The sequence below is a fragment of the Kangiella profundi genome (assembly GCF_002838765.1).
In the GTDB taxonomy this organism is placed as follows: domain Bacteria; phylum Pseudomonadota; class Gammaproteobacteria; order Enterobacterales; family Kangiellaceae; genus Kangiella; species Kangiella profundi.
In genome coordinates, this window is the sequence record NZ_CP025120.1 from 1,700,954 (window position 1) to 1,717,470 (window position 16,517).

Annotated in this window: 10 protein-coding genes and 2 tRNA genes; 1 reads left to right on the forward strand and 11 read right to left on the reverse strand. The window is 41.8% G+C overall.

All coding sequences use genetic code 11. The annotated features are described in order from the left end of the window. Positions 1 to 78 precede the first annotated feature (78 nt). The 5 genes from CW740_RS07935 to CW740_RS07955 all read right to left on the reverse strand — a co-directional run bounded on the left by CW740_RS07935 (position 79) and on the right by CW740_RS07955 (position 11,066). A complete protein-coding gene (locus tag CW740_RS07935) occupies positions 79 to 1,896 on the reverse strand; it encodes a DUF262 domain-containing protein (protein WP_106647011.1) in 1,818 nt (605 codons plus the stop codon). 2 nt (positions 1,897 to 1,898) lie between these two features. Then, a complete protein-coding gene (locus tag CW740_RS07940) occupies positions 1,899 to 4,898 on the reverse strand; it encodes a type III restriction-modification system endonuclease (protein WP_106648091.1) in 3,000 nt (999 codons plus the stop codon). A gap of 10 nt (positions 4,899 to 4,908) precedes the next feature. Next, positions 4,909 to 6,882: a site-specific DNA-methyltransferase gene (locus CW740_RS07945; protein WP_106648093.1), complete on the reverse strand. Its 1,974-nt coding sequence runs from the start codon at positions 6,880 to 6,882 to the stop codon at positions 4,909 to 4,911. 32 nt (positions 6,883 to 6,914) lie between these two features. Continuing rightward, positions 6,915 to 7,754, reverse strand: coding sequence for a DUF4391 domain-containing protein (locus CW740_RS07950; protein ID WP_106647012.1), 840 nt, complete (start codon positions 7,752 to 7,754; stop codon positions 6,915 to 6,917). A 63-nt stretch (positions 7,755 to 7,817) separates the two neighbouring features. Continuing rightward, a complete protein-coding gene (locus tag CW740_RS07955) occupies positions 7,818 to 11,066 on the reverse strand; it encodes a helicase-related protein (protein ID WP_106647013.1) in 3,249 nt (1,082 codons plus the stop codon). 326 nt (positions 11,067 to 11,392) lie between these two features. On the opposite strand from CW740_RS07955, the gene CW740_RS07960 reads away from it, so the two are divergent. Further along, positions 11,393 to 11,665 (forward strand): hypothetical protein, encoded by a 273-nt coding sequence (locus tag CW740_RS07960; protein WP_157826407.1) that lies wholly within the window; start codon positions 11,393 to 11,395, stop codon positions 11,663 to 11,665. Positions 11,666 to 11,721: 56 nt separating this feature from the next. On the opposite strand, the gene CW740_RS07965 is transcribed toward CW740_RS07960, so the two are convergent. From CW740_RS07965 to pheS, 6 genes are all read right to left on the reverse strand, one after another. Next, positions 11,722 to 11,812 (reverse strand) — tRNA-Ser (locus tag CW740_RS07965). 141 nt (positions 11,813 to 11,953) lie between these two features. Next, a tRNA-Pro gene (locus tag CW740_RS07970) sits at positions 11,954 to 12,030 on the reverse strand. Between the two features lie 97 nt (positions 12,031 to 12,127). Beyond that, complete coding sequence (locus tag CW740_RS07975) at positions 12,128 to 12,478, reverse strand: MerR family transcriptional regulator (protein WP_015780726.1); 351 nt, start codon at positions 12,476 to 12,478, stop codon at positions 12,128 to 12,130. Next, positions 12,456 to 12,758 (reverse strand): integration host factor subunit alpha, encoded by a 303-nt coding sequence (locus CW740_RS07980; protein WP_015780727.1) that lies wholly within the window; start codon positions 12,756 to 12,758, stop codon positions 12,456 to 12,458. The genes CW740_RS07975 and CW740_RS07980 overlap by 23 nt, the downstream gene beginning before the upstream one ends. 31 nt (positions 12,759 to 12,789) lie before the next feature. Next, positions 12,790 to 15,168 carry a phenylalanine--tRNA ligase subunit beta gene (gene pheT / locus CW740_RS07985; protein WP_106647015.1) on the reverse strand — a complete coding sequence of 793 codons (2,379 nt, stop codon included), beginning with the start codon at positions 15,166 to 15,168 and terminating at the stop codon, positions 12,790 to 12,792. A 145-nt stretch (positions 15,169 to 15,313) separates the two neighbouring features. Beyond that, the gene (gene pheS / locus CW740_RS07990; RefSeq protein WP_018624521.1) at positions 15,314 to 16,360 is read right to left on the reverse strand and encodes a phenylalanine--tRNA ligase subunit alpha; all 1,047 of its coding nucleotides are present in this window, start codon (positions 16,358 to 16,360) and stop codon (positions 15,314 to 15,316) included. Positions 16,361 to 16,517: the final 157 nt, after the last annotated feature.

Below are 16,517 nucleotides of genomic sequence, written 5' to 3' on the forward strand. Positions count from 1 at the left end.
GCGCTAATTGTATAGATATGGAAGGAAAAAACACTGCGACAAATTGTCGCAGTTAAGAGATAAATTAAAACTAATAGGCTAATTTGTACTCGGCCTTAGAGAGTTACCATCTGCTAATTTCTTGGCCGCTTCTGCTATAACAATTGCTCGCTTTTTGATAAAAGTTAAATAGTCATTCATAAGCTTTTCTTTAACAGACTCATCTTCTAGATTCTTATATTCACTTTTAGCTAAGTCATCAAAATCGATAAGGTGTGTTTGAAGCCTGTTTGCTATCATGTCTTTATCAAACCAGCCAATTCTTTCCCCAAGATAGTGGACTGGATCTTTCCTTCCAATGACTCGATTTGTTTTCCATGTAATAAGAGCACAGTTCAGAGCAAGATAGCTTTTGACATCAATATCTTTTAGCAATGCATCTGGATATAAGTGGTGGTATTCTCTTTTCTTTAGACTTTCATAACTTGCTGGCTGATTATCTGCAAAATCATATGCACCGTAATAGGTTGTTACAGCAAGTATGCCTCGAGCCCTAATGTTTTCTCTCTTTGGCCAGTCAACAGTTTCTAACTCTTCAGCCGTCGCAAGTGGATACTCTGACCTATCAAGTACTGGCACTACTTTGAGATCTTCTTCTGTGAAATCTTTATTCTTCAGTAAAGAGGTTATAGCTCTATAATCTACATGTGCCCGGCTTGCGGCGGAGTTTTCATATCTATCTGTAAAAAATGCAGACCATAAATATCTTTGCAATAGATTCTCTGCCTTGCTTCTAAAATCTCCATCTTCTGGAATATACTGATAGCTAGCCGCAATAACACCTAACACAGCGTTTGTAGGTAGTCTTTGCTTGTCATAAATTCCTTGCGTTGCAAGAAAATCCGCCACTTTTGCCAGGCAGGACTCCATTAAAGACCAGTTTTCCACCATTAGCGCCTTATCCATTTCAATCATACCCCTTTCATTAGGTATTCTATCCTGGAGCAAGGCTGAGGCTGCCAAAATCAAAAACGAAACATCAAAATATCTTGCTATTTTAGGGTATTGTTCAATGAGTTTATTTTGTAAATTATGTAAGCTTTGACCAGTTGCGCTTTCAACCTCCGCAACAATAATGTCATACCGTGAGAGCGGTTTACTATTTGTGTTCATATTAATAAACACTTGCAAAGCAACATCTTTTTCAGTGGAAGACGGTAGTGACAGATATGGTAAATTAAAGTGCTTAACCCTGTCCCTCAGGCGGTTGATATCTTCTTTTAACTTTTCTTTAAAAGCGAGATGCCGACGAACTTTTTTGATTGCATCCTCATCATCATCTGATGGATTCATGTGATTTGTAGCTTCATCAATCCACTGGTCCAAATCTTTACTGATATCAGTTGGTTTTAGCAAGTCAGTGGGAATAGAGCCTCGTTTTAAACACTCCTTTGGATCATCACACCACAGCGGGTAACGCCTACCATCTTTTCTGATATAACGAGTCCTGGAATAAACTGAAATAGAAGATTCTTCATCTAGTTCCTTGGATTCATCGTAGTCATTGATATGAACAAAATAGGTATAGTCTTTATAGTTGTTATGCAGAACTCTCCACATTGCTGTCAAACGTTGCTGACCATCCAACAAATGCTGAGTAACTCGATGCCCCTTATTATTTTCAGCAGTCTTAACATATCTGGATATAAATTTTTCTGTATCGCCAACCTCATGAACTAACACAACGCCTAGAGGCAAATTGTGAATGACAGTGTTAAAAAAGCTACAAATACGCTTTCTATCCCATGCCTCATGCCGTTGAAATCTTGGTAATTTAATTTGGCCATTAATAATATTGTCAAACCACTCACCAAGAGTAAAATCATGAACTTTACTTGAATGCTGCATGATATCCATAATTAAACATACTCCCCTGAAAATTCATTAAAATCATTGGCAACTTTAAAATCTACATCGTTACCGAGGGCTTTGAAGTGAGCCTTCCCACAGTCGATTTTTGCTTTTTCCATTGGGCGTAGGGCATCAGTAAATAATGAGCCTTTCGTTTCTACCACAAAATAGAGCTTGTCTTTACCATCAACCTCAATCAAAACAGCCCAATCCGGGTTATAAGTCCCTAGAGGAGTATCAATTTTGAACCAATCAGGGAGTTTTGCGTAAAGTTTAATATCATCGCTTTGTTCAAATGAACGAGCAAACTCAAGCTCTACATCGGAATCATAGACCACATGGTCAAATACTGACTTCTGCGTCGCTAACATATTCTTGTGTAAATACCCAAAGAGTTCATTGTCATCAAATAACTCTTGTGAATAATAATGTTCGTCGCCGATTTTTTGATATTTTATGCCCTTAACGATAAAGAGGCGCATTTGTTTTTGAATAATAGCTGTGACCTGCTCAATAAACTTTTGCGGGTTATTCTTAAAGGATTCAAGGCGCCCACTATCACTCAATATTCTAACAATGGTACGGCGCGTTAGATTGGTTTCATTTTGCAGATAGGTGATTAAATCAGGTAGCTGAAAAGCTCGTGAGTCATAGACACTTGCGGTTTCCTGAACCTGCTCGGCATGAACTCCGCCTCGATCAATTTCAGCTTTGGCTTTACGGTATATAAACCTTGCTTTGCCAACCTGCAAATTAGCTTTTATCTCATCAGCACACTTCTGTACTAACGCATCAACATTAAAATCCACTCTAAAGGTAGTCTTGTATTTGATACGCTCCCACAGCTCTTTAAACTCTGGACTTAAATAAACTGCCTTATTTAGTGTAACCTTCTTCTTATCATCTCGGTTTTTGATATTGAGATTACCAGCAACCTTCTTAAGGACTGCGGCGATTTGAGGTGTGTGCGCCTTGAATTCATCAGGTATATTGAGCTCGCCGCTTTGCAAGTCATTTTTAAGTAAATCCTGAACCTTGCCTTTTTTATTGATATATCCAGCAGCGTTAAAATGCTCCCATAACTTTTGAGAGGCTTCTACTCCGAGATACTCGCTGTTGTGCTCATCGACTGGAATAACAATATTGGCAAAAAGGTGCTCCTCAACCACGCCAAACTTAATGCCCTCTTCTTCTTCAATCTCTTTCTGTAACTTTTCGGCAAAGTCCTCATAAGATTCATTAGCCATGACAGTTAGAGTATTAACATCAAAGCCATGAACACGCTCGCCTTCCTGGTTGACGCATATTCTCAGGCCTCGCCCAATTTCTTGGCGCTTCTTAATAACTGAACTGGATTCATTGAGCGTACAGATCTGGAAAACATTAGGGTTGTCCCACCCTTCTTTGAGCGCTGAGTGAGAAAAGATAAATTTTAGCTTAGAGTCGAAACTGAGAAGCCTTTCTTTATCTTTCATAATTAAATTATAAGCCCCTTCATCCGCCGCTGTTTTACCTGATGCATCCTTCATCATTTCGTTTCCTTTGGCATCTTTTTTCTTATCGACAGCAAAATATCCGTTATGAACGCCCTCGGCAACCGTCTCTAAATCGGCACCCTCAAATAGGCTTTGATACTTAGGTTTTTTAATGGCTCTTTGGTACTCCTCCTCAAACATCAGGGCGAACTTACCTTTTTGCGGGTTACCGTTTTCGTCATACGAACGGTAGTTAGCAACCTTGTCGATAAAGAAGAGACTCAGGACTTTAATACCCAGCGGGCGCAGTCGCATTTCTTTATCAAGGTGTTCTTCAATGGTTTTCCGAATTTGAATACGCTTAAACTCATCTGGATCGACTTCACCAACGGCCTGGCCAATTTTCAGGATATCTGACTTGCTGGTAAAGCTGATATACTCATTGCCCTTTTCGCAATAGATATCATCAATAATGTAGCCATCGTAAATATCACGACCACCACTTTTTTCAAGCAAGTCATCGCCACTTTTAACTGTAATGGCTTTGCGCTTAATTGAGCCGCTCCTGAGTCTTGAGTCGATTTCTACTTTAGCCGTTATCGGACTCTTTTTATTATTAACACTTAATAACTTGATATAAGCCTTATTATGTCCATCCTGGACTTCGATACCTGCTACCTCAATCTGCTTCACCAGCTTTTGCTCATAGGCATCTACTGAATCAAGCTTATACAACATGTGATGCTTTTCAACATGAGTGGCTGAATAACGCAAGGTGCACATTGGGTTAAGCGAGGCGATAGCTTCCTTACTCTTGTCAGTAGTATCCACACTTTGGGGTTCATCGACAATTACAATGGGATTAGTATCCTGAATAAACTCAATAGGCTTGATGCCTGACATACGGTCATGAGCTCGGTGTATAATATTAGCCTTGTCGGCCTTAGAAGGATCCGTAAAGCTCTTACGAAAAGCATCAATATTAATCACCATGATCTGAATATCGGGGCTAGTGGCAAAATTACGAACATCAGACAACTTGCTGGAATCGTACACAAAATAATCAAAGTTAGTATTTTCGTAGAGCTCCTTGAAATGAGTAGAGGTCATTCGTAAAGACTTATGAACCCCTTCCTTAATAGCAACCGAAGGCACCACAATAATAAACTTGGTAAAGCCATATTTGCGGTTCATCTCAAAGATGGTCCGTAAATAGACATAGGTTTTACCTGTGCCCGTTTCCATCTCGACCGTTAAATGGATACCGTCTTTTGAACTAAATGACTCTGACGGCGCCAAACCATTACGCAACTGTATTTTTCGAATATTGTTATGGATATCCTCATCCAACAGCATCAGACGATTGCCGATACCCAAATTGGTCTCCATGCCTGGTATCGACTGCTGCTCTGCATATTGTAGTGGAGCTACTGTAAAGTTGGTCTGACAGGTCTCCTGACCTTCAAACACATCAACCACTGACTCAATAGCTTGGCGTTGATATTCGAGATTGGGATCGAACTGAATTTTCATACTCGACATCTTACAGGCTCCTTATATCTTTAATATTAGCCTGCTTGAGAATTTGAAGTGTATTAGTTTTAACAACATCGTCTTTAAAGCCTGAATCTTTAAAAACTACACGCATGATTTCAGGATTAAGCTTTTCTTTTAATTGTGCAATACCTTCAACCACTTCTAGAGTGATATTGTCTGATAGACAAATAATCAATGCTCCAGCACCAATATCAAAAACCTTGTGCCCAGCAATAGCATGTTCTTCAATAGGCAGTGTCAAATCTAATCCATATTTAAGTAACACCTCATAAAGTACGTCGTCTTCAGTCCGGCCAGGCTTTATATTCTCAACCTGATCCAGAAGATCTTGTTCTGTCATATCAAAGTCCAGCTTCCAAGGTTTGATATTGGTGGAGTCGAGTTTGAACACCTTGAAGCCGAGGTCATCATTGTATTCAGGGTTTTCTTCTTTGATCTTTGCAGCAGAGCGGCGGATGCGTTCTTTACTGATTTCCGCGATGTTTTTGTATCCTGCCTTGAACGCCTCTGATTTCTCATCACAGGCTTCGGGAAGTTGAACCATGATGAATTTGCGGTTCCTGCCGTCTTCGGCGTTGAGTTGTAAGGCTGCATGAGCGGTGGTTGCAGAACCTGCAAAGAAGTCGAGAATCAATCCATTTTGGCCATTGGTATATGATGACAACAACACTTTCAGTAAACTTGTAGGTTTAGGGTAGGAGAAATAGCTTTTACCAGAAAACAGTCTCTCCACCTCCATTCCTCCATCACTTTTCATAGACAAAATAGACCGCAGAAGAAAGGTATTAACTTCATCTAAATATGTAACCGAGCTAGGCTGCTGATTCTCTTTTGCCGAAAACCAGATCTTCCCACACATGAAGCTACCATCAGGAAGTTCAGTTATTTCTGTGTAATTGCCATTTACTCTTTTAGCAGCTTCGTTAAAAGTATCTTCTGTCCAGCGCCAGCCGCGATCAGGAATTTTTACTGGCTGCCCAGTTTTAGGGTGTTTCACTTCATAGTTAGGACCAAATGTATTAGCATTTGGCCAACTCATATTAATTTTTCCCCACAAACGATATTCATGGTCAAAAGAGTTGTATAAAGTAATACCTCTATCGTATGCATTCTTCTTGTATAGTTTCTTTATCTCATCTTCTGCCTCTAAAATTGGGGTCCTATTTTTCTTAAGCTTTTCAACTAGCTCATAAATATCATCCAAACCATCTTTACGCATATTAAATTCAGGCTTGAGCGATGCGTCTTTAGCATAAAGCAAAACATATTCATGTATATTGCCAACTCCTTTGTCATTCTTCGGGATTCGTTTATTCCATGTGATATTTTCTACGAAGTTCTCTTCACCAAAAATCTCATCACACATTTTTTTTAGATTCGTAATTTCTTCATCAGCGCTAATGAAGATTACCCCATCATCCGCAAGCAGATTACGGGCAAGCTTTAAACGCGGATACATCATATTTAACCAGTCAGTATGGTAACGCCCGCTAGTCTCTGTATTGCTTGATAAGTTTTTACCCTGACTATCAACCTGCCTAGTGATTTCCTTATAGTTTTTAATGTTGTCTTTAAAGTTATCTTTATAAACGAAATCTTTACCCGTGTTATAGGGTGGATCGATATAGATCATTTTGACTTTTTTGTGATAGCTCTTCTGCAGGAGCTTGAGCACCTCAAGGTTATCGCCTTCGATAAATAGGTTCTGGGTGTTATCCCAATCCACCGACTCTTCTTTGCATGGGCGCAAGGTTCCGGTGCTCGGTATTTGTGCCAATCGGCGAGCTTTGCTCTTGCCATTCCATGTAAAGCTGTAGCGCTCTTCTCGGTCATCAACGTATTCACCGAGCACTTCTTTTAAGACATCAAAATCAACTTTTCCTTCGGTAATAGCCTCAGGAAACAGTTCTTTTAATTTATTGATATTATCAGTAACTATATCTAATGTTTTACCGTCCATTTTTTCTAAATCTTTACCCACGTTCACACCTCTCACGACAAGCTCTGTTCTAACCGTTTGAGCTCTTGTTGATATTTTTTAATGGTTGCATTCAGCTCAACCTGGCGGTTAAAAGCTGACTGCTTTAATTCTTTGCGTAATTTTTGAATCTTTAGTTCTAATTCATGATACTGCTTTAGGGCTTTTCTCTTCTCCAAGCTTCTCTCTTGGCTGGTCAATAGCACAAAGTTCCCGGTCTTTGCAGCCCAGTTCAAAGCTACCACTCGGTCTATCATCGCCTGGTAAAAGCGTCTAAAGTCTGTGAATGGCAATGCTGAGACCTTTAGGCTTGCCAAAAAATCCTGATTTGGACTTTCTTGTTCAGTTTGTTCTGGTTCAGACTGCTTTTGGTTGGACTGTCCCTGATTAGACTGTCCAGGGTAAGAAACAGCTAACTCAATCCAGCCAGAGAAATAAAGCTCTTCAATAACCTGTTTGTCTTTATCCGATTTACTTTGTCTTTTATCGGCCAGGCACAGGTTTACATACTCCCTGTTGCCAACTGTTGTAGACATTAGAACAACCAAAGGATACGGGATCGCCCTGTTGATAAACTCACCAATTCGCTCATATTGCTTAACACTATGAGTTTCAACATGTAACACTGCGATTTCCGAGTAATCATACTGGTCATCGGAATAAGCCGCAATGTTAATGGTGCTGGGTTTAAGAGTGTATATCCAGCGTATTTTATCAATCGTTTCTTTAAGTGCTTTTTTATCCGCAGCATCTAAAGAGGCATGCTCCAGGAACATCCTCTTGTATAATGGCTTATCCAACAGTGTAGTCTCCGGGAAAGCCATATAATCTAGCAATTCTTGGAAACTGTTCATCTGCAAAGTCTCACTCAGCCTCAGATTTAACAAGCTTTTCTAGTTCTTTCATTGACTCTTTTTTTAAGCATGCTCGGTCAACACCACATAGGACACAACCATAAAGTCTTCAATCCCCTGTGCACTGGAAGCGGAAAGGACTGTTCCCCCTTTGGTAAACAGGCTTTCTACGCCCTTTTCTTCGCTTTTATCCTGAATACTATCAATGGCCACCGCAAGCAATCGCTGATAATGGGACATGTCTTTTTGCTTGTTGGTAACGTCATCAAACCATTGTGTAGACTCTTCTACTACATCACTATAGGTAAATGCCTGCCTTTTCATTAAATCGAGGATTTTCTTACTCTGAGTAAAGTTAAGCTGAATCGTCTCATCATCAGTGACATAGATAAAGAAATAAGGTGCTAATGGATAATTGCTATCAACCTGCACCGCTTGCTTGCCAGTCTTGAGGTTTTTCAGGCAAAAAATAACACCGGGCTTGAAACCATCGTCTTTAAGCTCTTCATCAAGGGGAACAACAGAAAACAAACCTAATGGAGCCATTTCGAGATCTGGCAACTTGTCGACACCAGCCCCTTTTTGCGACTCACGGTCCCGTTTCATGTAGTCCGAGAGGTCCATACGGAAATCATTCAGGGTTAAGTCGGTAATCGAAACACCGCCAGCCATATCTTCAAGGTCGATAACAGAGTCTTTGAGTTGCTGTAGCTGTTTTCGGCGATACTCTAGATCATTCATCTCGTTATCGCTTTCATCAATGACGTTTTCCTCTCCGGTAGCTGATATATCAAGTAATACCATGCGCCCGGAAACTCTTGCTTCTAGATTAATGTACTCATCAAGCTCCATGTTTGGCCAAAAATTAATCAGCTGAATTTGGCTGTTTTTTGAGCCAAGACGATCAATTCGGCCAAATCGCTGAATGATTCTTACTGGATTCCAATGAATATCATAGTTAATCAGGGTATCGCAATCCTGGAGGTTCTGGCCTTCACTTATACAGTCAGTAGCTATTAACAGATCAATTTCTGCAGTTTGCCCCAGATCAAGCTTATCTCTTTCTTTCGATATTGGAGAAAATGCAGTAAGAATATTGTTTAAATCACCCCCAACCCCCGTTAAGGTCGTTTTATTCGTACCTGATCCAGTCACTAATGCACTATGTAAGCCATGCTCTTTTTGTATCCATCTCGATAAATGATTGTAAAGGTACTGAGCTGTATCAGCAAAAGCCGTAAAAACAATGACTTTCTTGTTATTGGGATTTAGGGGGTACAGGATTTTTTCTGAAATTGTGTCTTTAAGCTGTTCTAACTTAGCATCACGCTCAACAGTCACTTTTCTAGCAGCTCCAGCTATATTCGATAAGAATAGTCGATCGGATTCCAGTTCCTGTTTAAATCTGATTAAATCCATATCTTGCAACAATACTTTCGTTTTGTTACCGATTAGAAAAGGCTCCAACTCAGGGGAATCTAGCTCTATATCATGTATTTCTTCAATGTTTAGTTCTTCGACACTTCCGTCCTCGTGCTCCTCGATTTTTTGAAGAAGATGTTCAATTTGGGTATTTAGCTTCTCCACGGTAAGTCTAAATGATCTGATTGAACTCTCCATTCGCTTTAGAAGATTGACCCTCATTAAGTGAATCAAACTTTCTTCACGGTCTATTTGTTTAAATACTCCTTTACCACCGCCTACTGCTCGGTCGTAACGCCTTGCATATTCTCCTTTTTTTGCGTGCCTTACAAACTTTAAGGGTGAATAACCTGCTAAAGAAAGCATACGAATGGTTTTATTTAACTCTTTAAGAGGTGGGAATTCACCGGAAAGGTCTATATCGGCATAAATATTTCTGGGTGGTAAACGATATGGAAAATCACCCATTTCTTCTGTACCGTAATATTTTTCAATATGCTTTCTTGAACGGGCAATAGTCACAATATCTAGTAGCTTAAAATAATCAAAGTTCATGATTTCAAGAAGAGAAGCAGTGGTTCTGCTTTCAACTGGCTCACTAGACCATTGATTAAATCGCTTTTGAGCTAATCTTAACGTTGAGTCGATATTCTGGATACCGAGATCATAAAAAGCGTTGTCTCGTCCCTCTGTAATAAATGCTACTTGATTCTTTAAATCATTCATCCGATTATTAACGGGCGTTGCTGAAAGCATTAACACTTTAGTCTTAACCCCTGAGCGAATAATATCGTTCATTAGCCGCTCATAGCGTGTTTTTCCTTCTGCTTTGTTTGGACTATTACGGAAATTATGCGATTCATCAATAACTACAAGATCATAATTGCCCCAATTAACGGTTTCCAGGTTGATTTCTCCTGAGTAACCCTTATCTCGGGTTAAGTCTGTATGGTTCAGAACATCAAAGTTGAAGCGATCAGAGGCAAGCAGATTACGCTTGTCATTAATGGTGTAGACAGTCCAGTTTTCACGCAACTTTTTAGGACACAAAACAAGCACACGGTCATTGCGTAGTTCGTAATACTTTATAACAGCAAGTGCTTCAAACGTTTTACCAAGACCGACACTGTCCGCAATAATACAGCCATTATGCTTTTCAAGCTTATCAATAGCACCTAAAACACCATCTTTTTGGAACTTATACAGTTTATTCCACACAATAGTGTCTTTTATACCCGTCTTGCTCCGGATAATGTTTTCTTCATCAAAATCTGTAAGAAAGTCTTTAAAGATACTGTATAGAGTTAGATAGTAAACAAAATATGCTGGTTGGTGAGAAGCTATAAAATTAATTTTTTTTATAAGGTCTTGCTTAATATCTTGTGTCGCTACCTCATCGTTCCAGACTCCATCGAACATACTTAAAAGTTGCTGGGTCGTTTCACTGTCTGAAAAGCCAGTATTCATCTGGATGTTATTTGCACGGACAAGCCCAAGACCAGTTGGGGTTATAGTGGCACTTCCATGGATAGAAAAGCTACCACTTTCAGATTCTAAGCTTATTAAATTCTGTCCAGCCTGCTCTTCAGTACAGAATTTAACTTCTGCTTTATTCTCTAACCAAGCTGCGAACTCCTTTGCTATACTTTTTTGGTCTAGTTGGTTAATTAGTCTAACTTCTTGCCATCCACCGATTAGTGTTTGTAAAGACACGTCTTCCCAGGAAGTCAGTAGAACTCTTGCACTCTTTAATTTTTTCAACTCTTCTTTTAATGCATTAAATCCATAAAGAGTAAACATGCTAGATAAAACCGAAAGCTTAGAAGATTGAAAGTTATATTTTTTTAGCTCCTCGCCAACATAGCCATTATTTTTATTATCAAGTAACACTAATTACTCCTTTTGTATTAACAACATATGCTTACTGAATAAACTATGCTTATTTATTAGTAGTTGCTGATTTTAGGACTGACTTTAATAAACTCATCTTATGTATCAATTTGTAGCCCATTGATACTAGCTTTAAATGTGACCCCGTTCAACTTTTGAATTAATGCAAATATGCATTAAAAGCATATCTGTTAAAAGCGTAACTTAGTGATAAGATTTTATATCCGTAATTAATAAAACGTACCCTGATGGAAAAGACATTCAAAAGAAAGTTAATAATTATATACGCCATGCTAATTACCTCTTTACTTTTCATAATAACCTCAATGACGGGCTTGCTAAAACCCTCTGATGAGCTGGCTGAAGTATGGTTTCAGAGAAGTGGTTCAATTGCAGTTGCTTTGGCAATCTTTGCGGAAATCGGTCTGGTCAGTTTGACTATGAAAAATAAGTCGCTAATAGAAACCATGTACCTCCAGAAACTTGAGAGATGGATTGATGTAGGCGAGATCATTGCTAAGACTATGCTAGTGCTTGGAACTGTTGTTTGGGGATATGGTGATTTGTTCCACAGATGGTTATCGACTTTGCTCGGATAAGCTAACCAAGAACTTCAGGCATAAAAAAAGACGCTGGTTAGCGTCTTTTTAAGATATGGCGGAGAGGGTGGGATTTGAACCCACGGTGGGCTACAAACCCACGCCGGTTTTCAAGACCGGTGCATTCAGCCGCTCTGCCACCTCTCCGAATTGCGCGAAATAATACCGTATGAAGTTTCCTTATGGAAGCCTTTTTAGCAAAAAAATCGCTGTTTTTTCTGTTATTTTTCATAACCGGTCAGTTTTGATTACTATTTAATCTAAACTGGCTGAATTCTGGTTATGAATTGGTCGGAGCGAGAGGATTTGAACCTCCGACCCCTTGCACCCCATGCAAGTGCGCTACCAAGCTGCGCCACGCTCCGACTAGCATTTTCAATTAGGCAATAAAAAATGCGGTGCCAATAGTACCGCATTTTCCTGATATTGCAATGATTTGTTGTTGCTTATTCTTAGCTGGGGTTAGGCTGCTAAGAATTGCTTGAGCTTTTCAAGTTCTTCAATTAACTCATCGATTTGCGCCTTGTTGACCGGAGCTTCTTCGCCGTTGCTCTCGCTCAGGCATTGTCTGGCTCCGCCAATCGTATAACCGTGTTCATACAATAATGAACGGATTTGGCGAACGATTAGTACGTCATCGCGTTGATAGTAACGACGGTTACCACGACGCACGGGATCCAGTTGGTCGAACTCTTGTTCCCAGTAGCGTAGGACGTGTGGTTTTACTGCGCAAAGGTCGCTTACTTCCCCAATAGTAAAGTAGCGTTTGCCGGGAATAGCCGGCAATTCGTTATTGTTGCTCGGTTCCAACATAGTCGGCGACTTTTCCTCTTAATTTTTGTCCAGGCTTGAAGGTCACTACGCGCCGCGCGCTGATTGGAACTTCTTCTCCGGTTTTAGGGTTACGCCCAGGTCTTTGTGCCTTGTCCCTGAGTTCAAAGTTTCCGAAGCCGGAAAGTTTGACGTTATATCCATCTTCCAGGGCATCACGGATCTGCTCGAAAAACGCTTCTACGATTTCTTTCGACTCACGCTTGTTGAGCCCCAGCTCTTCGTACAAACGTTCTGCCATGTCAGCTTTTGTCAGTGCCATAATATATCCCCTTTGATTCCAGTGGAAGCGGCTAGTTTCTTAATACCGCTCCATATTGCTCAGCAAGTCCAGACACGACCTTATCGACCACAGCATTGATTTCTGCGTCTTCTAGCGTCTTGTCCGGATGACGGAGTGTCATGGCCAATGCAATACTTTTCTTGCCTGGTTCCAAGTGCTCACCCTTGTATATATCAAAAATATGGGCATCTGTCAGTAATTTCCCACCATTTTTTACAATAAAATCAAGTAATTCGCCCGCCTTCACAGAATCTTCTACAACTAGCGCAAGGTCGCGTCGAATGGATGGGAACTTGGATAATGGCTTAAATTCGGGCAATTTACGCTCAGAAAGCGGTGCAAGGTCCATCTGGAACACGAATGCGTCGATATCCAGGTCGATTTCCTGCTGAACCTGTGGGTGGATTTTACCGATATAACCTACGGCATGACCGTCTACCACAATTTCCGCAGCCTGGCCTGGGTGAAGAATGTCCATGTGCAGAGTTTCGAAGTCGTATGACTTGTTAGTAGCCTGCAACAAGGCTTCCACGTCGCCTTTCAGGTCATAAAAATCCACTTTCTCACCATCGGTGTTCCAGCTTTCTTTGTTACGCAGGCCGCAGACCAGACCGGCAATGGTCGGGATCTGCTGCAAGGTATCGCCAGAGTTAATGAAGCGTAAGCCAAGTTCGAAGATACGGATACGGTTCTGTTGGCGGTTGATGTTGAATTTCGCGGTGTTAACCAGGCCCGGCAGTAAGTTAGTGCGCATAACCGCCATTTCGCTGGAAATCGGGTTCATCAGCGACAATGGCTCAATGCCTGGGTGCAGTTGCAACTGGAACTCAGGTTCTACGAAGCTGTAGGTAATGACCTCTTGATAGCCGCGTTTAACCAGTACATCGCGCATGTCGTTTTTCCAGACGCGGTTTTCCGGCTGGTCGAACATGGCCATTTCGGCCTGTGGCTTGCGGCTTGGGATCTTGTTGTAGCCATAGACGCGAACCAGTTCTTCAATCAAGCTTTCTTCGTTGTCGATATCGAAACGGAAGCTCGGCACAACGACGTCCCAACCGTCTGCGTTGGCGGTAAGTTTAAGGCCGAGGCGCGTTAAGATGTCCTGCACCTGATCATCGGCAAATGGGAAGCCGACAACGCGTTCGATGCGCTGACGACGCAAACGCAGGTGGCGCTTGCTTGGCATGGCGTCGTGATCAACGGCTTCGATGATGTCGCCTGGCTGACCACCGACAATTTCAAGTAATAACTCAGTCGCACGCTCCATAGCAGTACGTTGCAATTCAAAGTCTACCCCGCGCTCATAACGATGCGATGCATCTGTATGCAGGCCATATTGGCGAGCACGACCGGCAATCGCAATAGGGTCGAAGTAAGCGCTTTCGAGGAAGATGTTGTCGGTTTGGCTATTAATGCCTGAATGCTCACCGCCCATTACACCGGCAATAGCTAGTGGCTTGTTATGATCTGCAATCAATAAGGTATCGTCAGTTAGCTCAACTTCCTGACCGTCTAGCAGAGTCAGCTTCTCGCCCTGTTTCGCCATACGAACATCAATGCCGCCTTCAATCTGTTTAAGGTCGAACGCGTGCATCGGGTGACCAAGCTCAAGCAATACATAGTTAGTCACATCTACAACCGGATCAATTGAACGAACGCCAGAGCGCTCGATGTATTTAACCATCCAGTCTGGTGTTTTCGCCTGCGGGTTTATGCCTTTAATAACTCGACCAAGATAACGCGGACAGGCCTGTGGTGCAGAAAGCTTAATAGGTAAGACATCGCTGATTTCAGGAGTCAAAGCCTGTGGCTTGTGCTCGGTAACAGCAGTTTGCGTTAGTACTCCCACTTCACGGGCAATACCACGAATGCCTAGGCAATCACCACGGTTTGGTGTTAGATCGACTTCAATAACGTGATCATTGAGGTCGAAGTAGTCTTTCATGTCCTGACCGAGTGGCGCCTGACTATCCAGCTCAAGAATACCGTCACCATCTTCGCCAATTTCTAGCTCGGTGGATGAGCACAACATGCCTTGCGACTCAATGCCACGAAGCTTGGCTTTCTTGATTTTGAAGTCGCCCGGTAACACCGCGCCAATCATGGCTACCGCGACTTTGATGCCAGCACGTGCATTCGGCGCACCGCAGATAATTTGTAGCTCTTCGTCGCTGGCTGGACCAACAGAAACTTTGCAGACTCGCAGTTTATCCGCATCTGGATGCTGCTCGGCTTCCAGAATCTCGCCAACCACAACACCTGAGAATTTATTGCCTAAGTATTCGAAACCATCAACTTCCAGGCCAGCCATTGTTAATTTTTCTACCAGCTGTTGAGTAGAAATTTCAGGGTTTACCCACTCTCTTAACCACTTTTCACTGAATTTCATAATGCTTTACCTAGTTTGCTACTCTTTGTAGCTTTGCTATTCGCTTATATTTTCGTCACTCCCGCGAAGGCGGGAGTCTATTCTTTTAAAGAGCTTTTATGGATTCCCGCCTTCACGGGAATGACATGAATCTAAGCCCGTGCAATTAATTAAACTGCTTCAAAAAATTCAAGTCGTTCTCAAAGAACAAACGTAAATCGTTCACGCCGTAACGCAACATGGTCAGACGCTCAACGCCCATACCAAAGGCAAAGCCGGTATATTTTTCGCTATCGATTCCAACGGCTTCCAACACTTTTGGATGGACCATGCCGCAACCAAGGATTTCCAGCCAGCCTGTATGGCTACAGACACGGCAACCATCGCCATTACACATCACACATTGGATATCCACTTCTGCCGATGGCTCAGTGAATGGGAAGTATGAGGGACGGAATCTAACAGCCAAATCTTTTTCGAAGAAGTGCTTCAGAAATTCGTCTAAAATACCTTTTAAATCCACGAACGTGGTGCTTTCGTCTACTAATAGGCCTTCAACCTGATGGAACATTGGGGTATGCGTCAAGTCTGAGTCACAACGATATACACGGCCAGGTGCGATGATTCTAAATGGTGGTTTTTGCTCTTCCATCACACGAATCTGTACTGGCGAGGTATGCGTACGCAATAAACGCTCGGCGTCAATGTAGAAGGTATCGTGCATGGCGCGCGCCGGGTGATGCTCTGGGATATTCAACGCGGTGAAGTTATGGAAGTTGTCTTCCACTTCTGGACCTTCTTCAACTGAGAAGCCCATCTGAGCAAAATAGGATTCAATTCTGTGTAAGGTGCGATTAACCGGATGCACACCACCGTCCTGAATATTGCGACCAGGCAATGTCACATCTATCGTTTCGCTGGCCAGTTTCTTGGCAATTTCAGCGTCTTTAATCGCTTTGTGCTTCGCCTCAATAATGGCGAACACTTCTTTTTTTGCTTCGTTGACACGGGCACCAAACTTCGGCTTCTCTTCTGGTGGAAGTTTTGCCATTTGCTGCATCTGTGCTGTGATAAGGCCTTTTTTACCCACGAATCGGGCTTTGACCTGCTCTAGCTCAGGAATGCTCTGAACCGCTGAAATCTCTTGTTCAGCCTGCGAAATAATCTCTTGTAAACTGGAGTCCTGTTGACTCGTACCCTGTGTATCGACCATGAGAATTCTCGTTGTTAAGTGCTATGTCTATAAGTGACTCAAAAAGTCTCTAATTGAAAATGCATAAAAAAAGGAAGAGCATTTCTGCCCTTCCTTTTTACTTCAATCGCTCGTCACCCGGGGGCGACTAAAATACTCTTCTCGTTAAAGAACAGTT